This is a genomic window from Legionella fallonii LLAP-10, assembly GCF_000953135.1.
Classification (GTDB): Bacteria; Pseudomonadota; Gammaproteobacteria; order Legionellales; family Legionellaceae; genus Legionella; species Legionella fallonii.
In genome coordinates this window covers 3,918,326-3,931,654 of record NZ_LN614827.1, presented here as the reverse complement: position 1 = coordinate 3,931,654, position 13,329 = coordinate 3,918,326, and the positions used below count along the sequence as shown (strand labels likewise).

Below are 13,329 nucleotides of genomic sequence, written 5' to 3'. Positions count from 1 at the left end.
GATGATAAAAATGCCTAAAGGAGAATTAACTATTCAGACCTTGGCAATGCCGTCAAATACCAATGCAAATGGCGATATATTTGGGGGATGGATAGTCTCCCAAATGGATCTAGCCGCTGGAGTATTGGCAAAAAAGTTGGCTCGAGGACGAGTTGCTACGGTGGCAATCCACTCCATGACCTTTTTAAAACCTGTCCATGTGGGGGATGTCGTTAGTTGTCATGTCGAATTGCTCAAGCAAGGAAATACTTCAATGACCGTTGGTGTTGAAGTATGGGCCTATTCAGTGGTCCTAAATGAGCAATATCAAGTGACTGAAGGTGTGTTTGTTTTTGTTGCCATAGATGAACGTGGAAAACCAAGACAGGTACCTAAAACAGCATGACTATCTCCTCTGAAGAATTGCATCATGTACTTGCAGAAATGGCGGCATTGATTGAGCAAAATGACGATCCTGATCCTCAGCTATATACCCCTTTTTTCCTACACCCAGAATTTGCCTTCGAGCTTATAGAGCTTATTAATAATTTGGAAGAGGAACTGGTTCACGAAAATCCGCCGCTTTATTCGGCTTGTATTTTCGCTTTGGACATTTGCGTTGCTCAATTGCAGGCTGCAGTGGATGCGAATAATAAACTCGGAGTGAAATCTTTAAATCAATTAATGAATCTATTAGCTGAGTTAATTAATACCAATAAACACTCGTTAAGCTTTTGGCTCCCGGTATTAAATGCATTTTATGAGGTGCATGTTGAATTAACCCAAGAGTTAAAAGATGCTTATTTTGAATTAGCCAGTAATGAAGACGATGTCATTGGCGAAGGAGATCCATCATCTCATTTAGAATCAATTAGAGATCTAATTCATGAGTTATCGGATCTGTCTGTCTTTGATATAGCAGAGAATTTCTTCGCACAAAGTTATGCTATGCCCCCTGAGTTTTTTGCCGATTTAATTATTGATTTATATAATATTGAAGAAGGGCGGGAAATCGCTTTATTGATCTTGTTGCACCCTAAAGCAGAGGTCAGAGCTATTGCTGCGGCCACCTTAGATCTGTTAATGGAAGAAATTACGTTGACTTCCACTTCCCTCTCTCGCTTACAAATTATCAAATATTGGTATGATGAATCATATCATTCGACTTTTGATCGCTGGATTAAGATGCAGCGTAAAAAAGGCGTTATATTTGCGCATGAGACTACTTGTCCTAAAATACTCATTAGAGCGACCGAAGTCGATGGCAGTGGTTCGCAGGGTATTTTTATTCAAGTACGCAAAAATAAAAAAAACAGACTTTGTGGTTTGCTAGTCAATGAAAGTTCGGGTATTAAAGATGCATGGATAACACCAATAATTTCTGCGGCAGATGTAAAAGATTATTATAAGCAGGCCTTCGCTGAGAATGTCACCTTACGAGAAGTAGACGGCCATTATTTTGAATTAATAATAGAACATTTTCTTGCTGTAACTGTGGCGCGCGGCGATATCCCTTATCTGCATTTTCTAGAAATCCAAGAATTATTAGGATTTCGATTCAGACCCCATAAGCTGGATCTGGATTATCTTTTTGAGCAATTAAGTGTGCAAATCGTTCCCTTTACTCAAGAAGTTATTCAGGAAGCGCTGCAGCGCTCCAAAGCCTGGTTGAAAAGTAAAGCGTTTACCGAGTCTTGGTATATAGAAAATCCAATAGTCGATAAAATTGTCAATCATAACAGCAGCTTTGTTGAGGGGGTGAAGGTGTGTCGTATGGCTGATGCTATGGATGCTGTATTTACCGAAGAGATGGAGTTAAATAGGAATAAATGGCAATTTCATTTTTTGTGGGTAGCACTGTGGAGTAAAGCAAAACCACGGAAAAATGAAAAAACATGGCAAGATAGTTTCCTTATTGCCTATACTATTCGCGAAGGCACCCCATTGAAAGAAATCCCTGTAATGAAAGAAATTTGTCGCCAAACGGTTATCAATAGTGTTGAAACCATGCAGGAACGAAGAACACATTTGAGCCAAGAGTAAGTAAGAATTATATTGCTAAGAGCTTATTGACCAATTCATAGAACAATATTTATTAAAAAGAAGGTTGCACTCGAGATTCTTCATAGCAAGGGATATCTGGTGCGCCGCAGATATCAGCAGCAATGGCACAGGGATAAGTGATAAACAGGCTGCCTACCGCAAGGAATACCCCTATTGCTGCAAATACGCAAGTTATTGTAGTAAGAACAGGTAAAATTGGTATTACGAAGGTGAGAATTCCACTCATCACTGTAGCTGCAGCTAAATTATCAAGGCTCTCAGCCTTGCTACCGTTCCCTGCATTGGCAATTCCAAAAAAAGTAGTAGTGTACGGCGAGATGGCAAATTTTGCACAGTCTCTAAAGAAAGAACTATAACCAGTAGTTAATGCTAGAGTATTTGACATTCATTGTCTCCTGATGAGTTAACTTCAAGAAGTCGTTCTATCAATGACGAGTGTTCACATTATAATCGAGAAATATTAAAAAATATTAGGAAAGAAGCGGCAATTAATTGCTTTTTGGGAAAAGTCGCACTTTTTCATGTGGATATATAGAGTTAGGTGCTAATGCTATGGAGCAAGTAAATCGAGAAAAAACCCAAGTAGTCGTTCTTAACTATTGACCTAATGATGCCAACCTATGTTAAAAAAGCTTAGGTTGACGCATTAGACAAGTTACCTGGGCTCTTCTCCCGATGCAGCAATCTATATTGCTAAAACAGATCCACTTTCAAGTTCAAACTCTTCCTCACAGCTCTTTCCAGTGCATGCATCAATAGCAATAGCAAATGGATAAGTCGCGATCATACTAAGAGCGGCAAGCGATGCGGCAATCATAGATAATGTAGTAGTGAATGCTGAAATAATCGGTAGAATAGGTACTACGAAGGTAAGAATGCCACAAACAACAGCCGCTGCGGCTACATGTTCAAGAGAGTCTTCTTCTCTACATCCATTGGCACTTGCAATTCCTAAGAATGTAGAAGTGTAAGGAGATACGGCAAATTTGGCACATCCCCAAAAAAAAGAACCGTAGCCACGAGTTAAAGATAGAGTAGCGGACATTGATTGTCTCCTTGTAAAGTTAACTTAAAAAAGCAGTTCTACCGATGACGAGCCTCTGATTTTGTGTTGGTTTCGAATCTCGATATTGCTTAACTGCAGGCGTCATTATAAAGGAGAAACCTTAAAGGAATATTAAATTACTAAAACAAATGATATTGATTCGTTCTTTTTGTTTTTTTATGAGTCAAATGGTGGCGTTAACTTAACGTCATTTTCGGATAAGAATGTTACCGACTTCGGAACCGTTCGTGTTGATGTGTGTGGGGGGGGGGACCTCGTTTCGAAGCCATCCATTCAGATAAAAATCTTGTGTGTATGCTTCGAAACGGGACAAAAAAGCGCCTCCTCAGTATGAACGGACTGGGGAGATGTCTAGCACTATCTTCATTTTTACATCAACTCGATGTAGGTTGTTTTTAGAACCCTAAACTCCACTTGTTTGCTTGAGATGGCTTTACAGCCGGTTGATGAATGTCTTTTATATCATAAATAATATCGTCTCTTTTCACCCAGCGTTCATCAAACCAGTGCACGTAGTCTATGACTTGATATCCCATCTTCTTCAGATGATCTACTCCAATTGGTTGTAGCTTGTCTTTTTCTGTTTCAAATAGTTCGGCAACGCGTAGTGTATAAAATGGATTTTCAGGTACAGCTTGCATCGCCATTTGATAATGTTGGTTGATATCGGCAGCCGTAATATCAAAATACAGTTGGGCGTCAGCTAATAGAAAATGTGCTTTTCCTAGTTTTAGGCATAACTCTTTGTCTTTGGTTCCTTCCAATAGTGTGATTAATTCTTTTAATGTTTTGATAAAGGTGGCTATAGCTTGTTGATGTTTGTTTTTATGCTCATTTAACTGAGAAAGATCCGTTGGGGGATAAGAAAAAGAAATTGTTTCACGTAGAGTATCAATGTGACGCATGAGCCCATTAGCAAGAGCAACCGTCTGCAAGCATTGTTCTTCTTTATCTGTCGAATGGCATTCTCTCAAAAGAGTAATAGCCTTTTTAATAGTAGCAATATCACTTTGCTCTGGTTGGTATAAATCTAAATCAGCATCAATTAATGCTTTTGCATACAAACGCTTATGAATGTATACCTCTTCTAAGTTTTTTTCGGTTGGGTTTAAATGATGTGCTGCTTTTTTCTGAATAAGGCTAAAATGATAATTCTGTAGTGCATCATTCCATTCTTTTTTAGCTCTATGATTTTTAGCTAGATCATATTTTTTTTCTGCAGCATCAAAAAAAATTTGAGCTAATTTTTGACGTTCGGACGTAGAAAACACAATAGTCGATTCATGTCTTTTAAATACATCATAAGCTTTTACATAATTTTTCTCTTCAATGGCTATAGAAAAAGATGCTTCCGGGCTAATTTCTTCAATATTAGAGTACAATTGTTGTGCTAGGGTATATTGTTTTTTTTCTAAATGGTATTTCACCAGGATAGCTGCTATGGATGAATCTTTTTGAATTAAGGCAAGACGCTCTGTTTGTGGAATAGTCAGCAAGTAATTCAGGATTAATTTGGAATCTGTCAATGAATCAATTAAATTAAAAGCACTTTGATATTCTCTTTGGGCAATATGATGCTCAATAAAGCTTTGCACATTGTTCTTGGCAATTTCTGGATCATAGACCAATGCTTTTGCAAATAGGTCTGGGCGCGGATCAGTCCAAAATAGTCGCCCCAAAAAAGAAGGAATGGGGGTATTCTGCGCTTTGTTACAATAATAGCATGCGGCTGCTTGTGCATATTTGCTATTAGGTAAAAAAACAATGTCTGTTGGCGAGATATTGCTTTGGTCAAGAACTGCGATCACTTCGGCAATTAAACTGTCATTTTGCGGATCTAATTGAGGGATTAGTGCAAAGGCATTTATTTTTGCCCAACTTTCACCAAACTGGTGATGTGGGTTAAGTCTTTGAGAGTTCACATTAAGATGTGGTTCGAGCCTAAAATAACTTTTAATAAGTTCACACTGTAATTGTGCTGTAGTTAGATCATTGTAATTACGTACTACCAAGTCCTTAACTTCAGATAACCTATGGTAATAGGACAGGGGCAAAAAATCGGGTTGAGGAAATTGTTTTGTATAGCCATAATAAGCCAGTTTGTTCAAAGTATAGGAAACTTTTTCTGGATGGCAGTAGTTTTCAAAACCAAGCCAGCCTTTAATCGTTTGCAAGACATACATGAACCAGTTAGTAGGTCTTATTTCATATCCATTCGTATAAAGATAGCGGGCTGAAATTAATTGGTTCCACAAATTATTATACTGTATTTCATTGAGTTGCCAAAGAATTACATCCGGGTAGTAAGCCATTGTGTCACGAAGATATTCGGGGATATTCTTGAGTAAACTACTATTAATATAAGGCATGTATTAGTCCGCGCAATCCAGAACGATTGCGCGAGTATATTAAATTTTTCTTAAGAAACTATTAAGGGTTTTGTCTCAATTTGAGAGTGTAATACCCCAAGTTGGGCCGACATGGGGCGCATGTGTTGCACGTTATTTGTAGAGCATCATTACTATTTCTTCATATTATGATTTTTACTGTTTGAGTTTGTGTAGATGTTTATGTATTGTAAAAGGACAGCTCTTAATGAAAAGGAGGCAAGACAACTTATTATGTATTGAATTTTTAAAATCATAGATTTGAGCCTCTAGAGAGAAAGATTCTGCTCGGTTGGTTTAACTACTATAAGCTAATGGCTATTCAGGGAGAAAACCATGATGCGACGATTCATAAGTGGTACAAAGCCTCAAATAAGGACACAAAAAAGTAGTTTTTTCACTCCTCAACGGTCCACATCTAGTGTGCACTCCGTCAGCGTCGAACAAGAACCTATAGTAGCTCATCAAGAAAAAAAGGTTGGTACACCAGCTACTCATTCTCAAACTGCTCCAACAGACAAGTTTTTTGCGCAGCTAAAAAAAGAAGAGCGTAGACAATTTACTAACAAAAGGCGTAAGCGCTTTGATTATGTAGACAATTATAGCGCCGCGCTTGCATTACCTTATTCCAATGAGGCATTAAGACAGAATCAGAATGAGCAAAGCGCATTATTGGCTATGTCAAAAGATAATGTGATTGAACACTCTAACCGACGGGTGGATTTGTTTTTTTATACATTAGTCGCTTACTATAAAACAATGTTCATTCCCGTAAGAGGCCATACTCATCTGCAGCATGGACGTGGCCGTCATGTATGTGATGATAAATGCGTCACCGAAGCATGTCATAGTAGTTTTACTCCTGCAGTAGTGGATAAAACTATCTACCAAAATAGTCGATTCAGCAAAAAGCGTAGAAGCCTACTTTGTGGTACTCATCTTTTGGAGAGTCTAAACTCCACTGTTGAATTACCCTCAGTTGCTAATGATTTAGATGATGTGTTAGAAAAAATTTATGGCGATAGATGCCTGCAAATACTCCGCGAGGTATCTTTAGGGCGGAGCAGTCCTATTGACGGATTGAATCAATTTCTAAAAGAAATTCAAGAGGTACTTATCGATATACAACAGCAAATTGCGACCAACAAATATAGCTCCTTACTAAGCCATTCATTAGTGGGAAAACGAGAGGATCATTCTAATCTAATTGAGTTAGTGTTGCGTGGCACTTTACGAACCACGTTATCGAAAAAAACACAGAAAGCCTCTGATGAGTACATTCAACTGCTACTTAGATTGACTCCGCAAGAAAAAGAGTCATGTAATAAAGATGAAGGTAGTAAAGAAGCGTTATATTTGGAGAAAATTATAACGATGCAGGAGGAGATCTTGCAGGCCCAAAATAATAAACTCCGTGCAAGACCGTAGTTTTTTGCATGCAGCGATTGTCTTGATAATTTAAGGCAGTTGCTGTTTTCTTGCCCCTAATAAACTGAGCTCCATTTTTGTCTTTAATTTAATCTTTGCTATGCTTTAAAATACTAGTTCACACAACATTATGAAGTTAAAAGATTATTGGCTTTATTCACTATTGATTAAAAAAGGACATTAATGATGAAGAAGGGCGCTCTTTATTTATTAGCTTTTATTGGTGTTTTGTCCTTATTATATGGTGCATATTCTTCCCTATTCCGTGTTACTGGTGCAACAATGTATGGCGGCAGAGTTTCCTCTGTTCCTGGAGGCGCCTCTCCTATGATTGCTTATGCCAAATTGGATAATGCAGCAATGACTCCCGGCACACCACCAACATCTCCTCCTCAAGAAAACATCATGAGACGGATGATTATTCGTAATGCAAATATCACATTACAGGTAAGTAATATAAATCAGGCCATAGATACTATTGCCAACATGGCTAATACTTCAGGAGGATATGTTGTTCGTTCTAATGTCAGTCAGAATACAGGCAATACTTCTGCTGAAATCAGTATTAGAGTTCCTGCGGAAGGTTTAAATAGTGTATTAAAACAGTTGAAATCACTCGCAACACAAGTGACCCAGGAGACTGTGAGCGGTGAGGATATTACCCAACAATATGTCAACTTACAAAGTCAGCTGGAAAACTTGCAGCAGTCAAAAAGCCAGCTTGAGAAAATTATGTTGGGGGCAACTAAAACTGAAGATGTGCTTAAAGTACATCAACAGCTGAGTGAGACTCAAGGACAGATAGATGTCCTTGTAGGGCAAATAAAATACTATAAAGAATCAGTAGCCTTATCTTTAATCACGATTACTTTGAATATGAATCCGAGCATTCAGAGCGAATATCAAAAGCAATGGAGAATTGCTGAAGTATTCAAGGGGGCTTATGTCAATTTAATTGATGGGTTACGCAATTTTACCTACAGTCTAATTCAATTTGTTGTTTATTTTTTACCATTAATCCTGCTGTGGGGTTGTTTGTGTCTCATCTTGTTTTGGATAGGAAAAAGAATCTATACTCTTTTTAATCGCTAATTATGCCTAATCTCCTAAGCTGCGATTTGTTTGGCATAGCGCCTCGTCATCAGCAAAGTATTTTGCTTTGTACTATAATCGTAATCTAATAGTATTTTTTCTAATTTTGTAATGACCTAATAAGGATGTCTTGTTATTTATGAGAAAAAGACCAATCAATTTTAATGCTGGGCCTGCCGCAATTCCCGAAGTGGTGCTAAAAACGATAGGGAATGAATTATTAAATTGGCACGATACCGGCGTTTCCATTCTGGAGCTAGGGCACAGGACTACAGAGTTTTCTGCGTTAGGTGAAAAACTAGAGGCCTCTGTACGTCGTATTTTAAAAGTTCCTGACGAATTTGGTGTCTTATTTTTACCCGGAGGGGCTCAAGTTCAATTTGCCATGGCTACTATGAATTTAGTTCGAGGCTTTTCTCATGCGAACTATGTTGAAACAGGTTATTGGTCAACCATGGCTATCAATGAAGCCCGAAAATATATTGATGTTCACCTCGCTGCTAGCGGCGCAAAACAGAACTTCACGACTATTCCCGAGGTAAGTACCTGGGACATTCAACAAAACGCAGCATTTCTACATTTTACAGATAATGAAACTATAGGTGGTGTTGAGTTTCCGTTTGTACCTGAAATTGATGGCATGGTGTTGGTGAGCGATATGAGCTCCAACATTTTCTCAAGAGCGATTGATTTTTCACGATTAGGATGTATTTATGCCTGCGCTCAAAAAAATCTGGGTATAGCGGGTATGTCTTTAGTTATGGTGCGCCGCGATTTATTTGATAGGGCGCTTCCTGAAACACCTGTGGTTTTTCACTATGCAACACAAGACAAAAACCATTCCCTTGCCGCTACACCGCCTACTTTTGCTTTCTATGTTGCTTCTTTGATATTGGATTGGCTTGAGGATAAAGGCGGCGTCGCGGTCATGGCTACACGCAGTGAGCAAAAGTCACAGTTACTGTATCAATATATTGATGAGAGCAATGTCTATCATAATGCGGTCATGCCGCAGTATCGTTCTCGCCTTAATGTGCCATTTACGTTAACTGATTCTGAGCAAGAGCCCTCTTTTTTCAAAGCAGCAGAACAACAAGGGCTATTGTATTTACAAGGACATCGTAGCGTTGGAGGAGCAAGAGCTAGTCTTTATAACGCGATTAGTTTGCATGATGTAAAACGACTCATTGAATTTTTACGTTTCTTTGCAGCACCCTAATGGTGGATTTATGTCCTATATAGACTCTGACTTATGGCAACCTAAAACTCCAATTGATGTCTTCTTTTTCGATTGGGATGGTACCTTATCATTGATTGAAGGAGTCGATTTATTAGCTACTATGAATGGCGTTGCACAGCATGTACATGAAATAACACAGCGATGTATGTCGACCGCAGGGCTTACCGTAGCAGACTATAGAAGGCGATTAGACTTTATTAAGCCAAGCCAAGAACAAATAAAGCAACTGGCTAAACAGTACGACACTCATTGTGCTCCTGGGGCGCGTGCAGTCATCAATCTTCTTAATCATCTTGGGAAAAAAATTTATATAATTTCTGCGGGTATTAAATCAGCTATTTTACCTTTAGCAGAACAGCTTGGTATTCCCGAGAGTAGAATATTGGCCGTTGATGTCTATTTTAATGTGGATGGGAGATACGAAGGCTTTGATGAGCATAGTGATTTAGTCAAGCCCAAAGGTAAATCCTTACAAATAAGCAAAATTTTAAATGCGAAAGAGCATTCTTTATTGTTAGGTGATGGATACACTGATTGGGAGGCGCAAACATCGGTGACCCGATTTGTTGGTTATGCTGGGGCGTCTCCCAAAACTTGGGTGCAGGAGCATTCTTATTTTTACATTCAACATAGCAATTTATTGCCTGTATTGGCGTTAGGTTTAACTCATGAAGAACAATTAGCTCTTACAGGGGAGTTCCGTGCTTATTACGAGCAGGGACTAAGTGACCTACAAAAGGGCCTCGTTCTAGTTAAGGAGCCTTGATAATGTTCAACATACAAATTCTTGACAATATCGCACCAACGGCATTAACCCTGTTTGCTCCGTCCAAGTATCTAGTAGGGAGCAATTTTGATGATCCTGATGTTATTCTAGTTCGCTCTCGTCAACTGCACCATCATTCTTTTTTGGGGCAGCTTAAAGCAGTAGGACGCGCGGGTGTGGGTACCGATAATATTCCAGTGGCTTCTTTGACGACTCTGGGTATCCCTGTATTTTATGCTCCTGGAGCAAATGCCAATGCTGTTAAGGAACTGGTATTGGCTGCGATGTTAATTGGCTATCGTCATTTGGATGAAGCAAGGACATTTTTAAGTCGCCTAGGAGAGCAGGACAAAGAGTCATTATCTCGAGAAATTGAGTCGCAAAAAAAGAAATTTGTAGGCCATGAAATTTCAGGAAAAACCTTGGGGGTAATAGGATTAGGGAATATAGGTGTTAAGGTCGCTAATGCGGGGCATGCCTTAGGTATGCGTGTATTAGGCTATGATCCTCATATGACGCTTACCAATGCTTTAGCATTAATGCCTAGTGTAGAGAAAACTATTGATCTGAATACAGTACTCTCCAGTGCTGATATTATTACCTTGCATGTACCTTTAACTGCAGATACTACTTATCTGATTAATGAAAAAAATGCCCCATTCATAAAATCACAGGCATTGTTACTTAATTTTTCGCGAGAGCAAGTAATTAGCGAAGCAGCAATAATTCATCAATTAGAAACGCAAAATCTTCTAGGCTATATTACCGATTTTCCGACCCCTAGCCTTGCTGCTCACCCGCAAGTATTAAGCTTTCCTCACTTGGGAGCAAGTACTACTGAAGCAGAAGCGAATTCAGCGGAAATGGTAATTCGTAACATCTCTAATTATCTTGAGTTTGGGACTATTGAGCATTCAATTAATTATCCTGATACATTTTTATCAGCAACAAAGATGCCTAATTGTTATCGTCTTGTTGTCATCAATCATAATCAACCTGGGGTGATCGCTCATTGTACGCAGAGAGTTTCCCAACTGAGTTACAATATTGAGCGTATGGTAAATACCTCTAAAGAGAATATTGCGGTTAATCTTATCGATATCTCAGGGAGTAAAGAGCATCTGGAGAGGTTGGTTAAAAACTTGCTTTCTATAGAGGATATTATTAGGGTTCATATTATTCCTTTTCCAGATATGCCGTCATGATTTTTGTGCAGTGCAAAATTATTTTTTATAAAAAATAATTTTGTTAATGAACTCTTAAGCTTTGGTGTTTTACACTGATAAAAAGCAAAGAGGAGATGACCATGCCAAACAAAAAATTAGCTGAACGTTTGAATTATGAATTAGACGAACTTGGTGTTCCTGCTTTAATGGCTGAGCGCGTTCAAGTGTGTGCTAAATTATTTAAATTACCGCCATTTCAAATTGAAGCTTTATTAAATGGTATCGTTGCCTTTAGTAACAACGCCATGCAAAAAGTTGCTGATGAACTTAATGTAAGTAAAGATTGGTTGTTAGGTGATAGCAAAAAGAGCGTACAACATTAATCTAAGCAACCAACGTAGCAACTGTCTTGAACTACATCCAGTAGTTGCTACTTTTGCTATTCCTGTCATCTCGAACGTAACGAAGGCTCTCCTGTAAAACGCGTTGTGCCTGATTCAGGAGATTCTTCGTCGCAAGCACCTCTGGATGACTGCGCCAGGCAATTTTTTGCCTGGCATAAAGTAACGTTTACATGTCCTGCGTAAGTTGTGTATAAATTATCTCATTCTCCTTTCGCCACTGTCGACGTGAGAATAAACTAGGTTCGGTAATGACAAAGAGAACGTCTCTTGCTGAATTGACTGGCTCCTTGTTAATAACAATACAGCGTACAAGAAATAATCAGAATGATTAATGCCTACCAAATGATTATTCCGAATTAATATTTGCAGTCAATATACTTCATGATCATTGATTTTTATGAGCATTCTTACTAAAAAAACCATAAAGTGTCTTTTCTAGGATTTTGATGGAGGCTTTGGAGGCAATTTGTATCTATAGAGGCAATATAAATGGGGGTGGGATATCTAAATAGAGCCCTTTTCCGAACGAGGCTGGGTTCTTAATGACTTCAATTGAAGGAATAAATGAGTAGCGTTCCCCTAATGAGGTCAACTTAAGGGATGGAGCCTGGGGGAAGGTGCAGCCCTAACCCGAGAGCGAAATCTGATTCGAGCCTTGATCCCGGATTACGATTTACTCCATCCAGGCGACAATTTTATCTAAGTTGACGCCATTATGTGAATGATTACTCTGCCCGAACGATTGTTTCCACCCAATTAGCGAAAGTGGTCATCAGCTTGCTTAAGAATAGGCGAGTATCTTCATTAGTAAGCTCTCCCTTGTCATTAAATAAATTTCCTGCGAATCCTATATAGGCTTCCGGCTGTTGCAATACTGGAACGTCAAGGAATACAAATGATTGTCTTAAATGATGGTTTGCTCCAAATCCACCAATAGCACCAGGAGAAACACTGACAACTGCAGCTGGCTTTCCTCCCCAGATACTATGGCCATAAGGACGTGATCCGACATCAATAGCATTTTTGAGAGCCCCGGGCACCGAGCGGTTATATTCAGGAGTAACAAATAATATGCCTTGGCATGATTTCATTTGTTCGCGGAATTTGCTCCAAGCAGCAGGAATGTTATCTCCCTCATCTAAATCTTGGTTGTATAATGGTAAATCACCTATAGATATTATTTCTGGCTTGAGTGATTCGGGAGCAAGAGACATTAGTACTTTGGCCATTTTAAGATTTAAAGATTCTCTGCGTAGGCTGCCTACGATAACTGCGATTTTTTTACTCATAACACAAACTCCTTGTGGTTTATTATTTCTTCAGGAGAAATTTTAAATAAAATATTTAAGTCATTAGTCTGCTCAGAATAGAGCGAATCTTAAGTGGTAACTGGAGAATTTCAGATAAAGAAACGCCCCATTCATTATAAGGATATCTCTATCATATAAAGAATAGGGCGTAATAATGATTTAGGCTACTATTTCAACTTCTTCAGCTTGAGGACCTTTTTGGCCATTACTAGCTTTGAACATTACAGTGGCGCCTTCAGCAAGAGTTTTGAAACCGCTGCATTGGATTGCACTAAAGTGTACGAAATAATCTTTACCGCCACTTTCTAGAAAACCGAAACCTTTGGACTCGTTAAACCACTTTACTGTACCGCGTATTTTTTCTGACATTTTAATTTCCTAAGTTGTTACCAAGCCATTGTAGCATTATTTTATTAATTGTGGTGTT

At 38.7% G+C, this 13,329-nt stretch carries 13 protein-coding genes; 8 read left to right on the top strand and 5 right to left on the bottom strand.

Annotated elements, in window-relative coordinates:
- Position 1: 1 nt before the first annotated feature.
- Both LFA_RS16385 and LFA_RS16380 read left to right on the top strand, forming a co-directional pair.
- On the top strand, positions 2 to 385 hold the full coding sequence (locus tag LFA_RS16385; RefSeq protein WP_045097120.1) for an acyl-CoA thioesterase: 384 nt from the start codon (positions 2 to 4) through the stop codon (positions 383 to 385).
- On the top strand, positions 382 to 2,022 hold the full coding sequence (locus LFA_RS16380; protein WP_045097119.1) for a hypothetical protein: 1,641 nt from the start codon (positions 382 to 384) through the stop codon (positions 2,020 to 2,022). The genes LFA_RS16385 and LFA_RS16380 overlap by 4 nt, the downstream gene beginning before the upstream one ends.
- A gap of 52 nt (positions 2,023 to 2,074) precedes the next feature.
- On the opposite strand, the gene LFA_RS16375 is transcribed toward LFA_RS16380, so the two are convergent.
- The 3 genes from LFA_RS16375 to LFA_RS16365 all read right to left on the bottom strand — a co-directional run bounded on the left by LFA_RS16375 (position 2,075) and on the right by LFA_RS16365 (position 5,478).
- The gene (locus LFA_RS16375; protein ID WP_045097118.1) at positions 2,075 to 2,428 is read right to left on the bottom strand and encodes a hypothetical protein; all 354 of its coding nucleotides are present in this window, start codon (positions 2,426 to 2,428) and stop codon (positions 2,075 to 2,077) included.
- 300 nt (positions 2,429 to 2,728) lie between these two features.
- Entirely contained in the window at positions 2,729 to 3,088 is a 360-nt protein-coding gene (locus LFA_RS16370) for a hypothetical protein (protein WP_045097117.1), read from the bottom strand.
- 416 nt (positions 3,089 to 3,504) lie between these two features.
- Positions 3,505 to 5,478: a hypothetical protein gene (locus LFA_RS16365; RefSeq protein WP_045097116.1), complete on the bottom strand. Its 1,974-nt coding sequence runs from the start codon at positions 5,476 to 5,478 to the stop codon at positions 3,505 to 3,507.
- 354 nt (positions 5,479 to 5,832) lie between these two features.
- Between LFA_RS16365 and LFA_RS16360 the strand changes: the two genes are divergently transcribed.
- From LFA_RS16360 to LFA_RS16335, 6 genes are all read left to right on the top strand, one after another.
- Positions 5,833 to 6,924, top strand: coding sequence for a hypothetical protein (locus LFA_RS16360; protein ID WP_052674019.1), 1,092 nt, complete (start codon positions 5,833 to 5,835; stop codon positions 6,922 to 6,924).
- Positions 6,925 to 7,107: 183 nt separating this feature from the next.
- Positions 7,108 to 8,016, top strand: a complete 909-nt coding sequence (locus LFA_RS16355) for a DUF4349 domain-containing protein (RefSeq protein WP_231865871.1) — start codon at positions 7,108 to 7,110, stop codon at positions 8,014 to 8,016.
- 139 nt (positions 8,017 to 8,155) lie between these two features.
- The gene (gene serC / locus LFA_RS16350) at positions 8,156 to 9,235 is read left to right on the top strand and encodes a 3-phosphoserine/phosphohydroxythreonine transaminase (RefSeq protein ID WP_045097114.1); all 1,080 of its coding nucleotides are present in this window, start codon (positions 8,156 to 8,158) and stop codon (positions 9,233 to 9,235) included.
- Positions 9,236 to 9,245: 10 nt separating this feature from the next.
- Entirely contained in the window at positions 9,246 to 10,022 is a 777-nt protein-coding gene (locus tag LFA_RS16345) for an HAD-IB family phosphatase (RefSeq protein WP_045097113.1), read from the top strand.
- A 2-nt stretch (positions 10,023 to 10,024) separates the two neighbouring features.
- Positions 10,025 to 11,227, top strand: a complete 1,203-nt coding sequence (locus tag LFA_RS16340) for a 3-phosphoglycerate dehydrogenase family protein (RefSeq protein ID WP_045097112.1) — start codon at positions 10,025 to 10,027, stop codon at positions 11,225 to 11,227.
- 101 nt (positions 11,228 to 11,328) lie between these two features.
- Positions 11,329 to 11,571 (top strand): hypothetical protein, encoded by a 243-nt coding sequence (locus LFA_RS16335; RefSeq protein ID WP_045097111.1) that lies wholly within the window; start codon positions 11,329 to 11,331, stop codon positions 11,569 to 11,571.
- A gap of 746 nt (positions 11,572 to 12,317) precedes the next feature.
- Here the strand turns inward: LFA_RS16335 and LFA_RS16330 are convergent.
- Both LFA_RS16330 and LFA_RS16325 read right to left on the bottom strand, forming a co-directional pair.
- Positions 12,318 to 12,881, bottom strand: coding sequence for an NADPH-dependent FMN reductase (locus tag LFA_RS16330; protein ID WP_045097110.1), 564 nt, complete (start codon positions 12,879 to 12,881; stop codon positions 12,318 to 12,320).
- 180 nt (positions 12,882 to 13,061) lie between these two features.
- Positions 13,062 to 13,271, bottom strand: a complete 210-nt coding sequence (locus tag LFA_RS16325) for a cold-shock protein (RefSeq protein WP_045097109.1) — start codon at positions 13,269 to 13,271, stop codon at positions 13,062 to 13,064.
- Positions 13,272 to 13,329 lie beyond the last annotated feature (58 nt).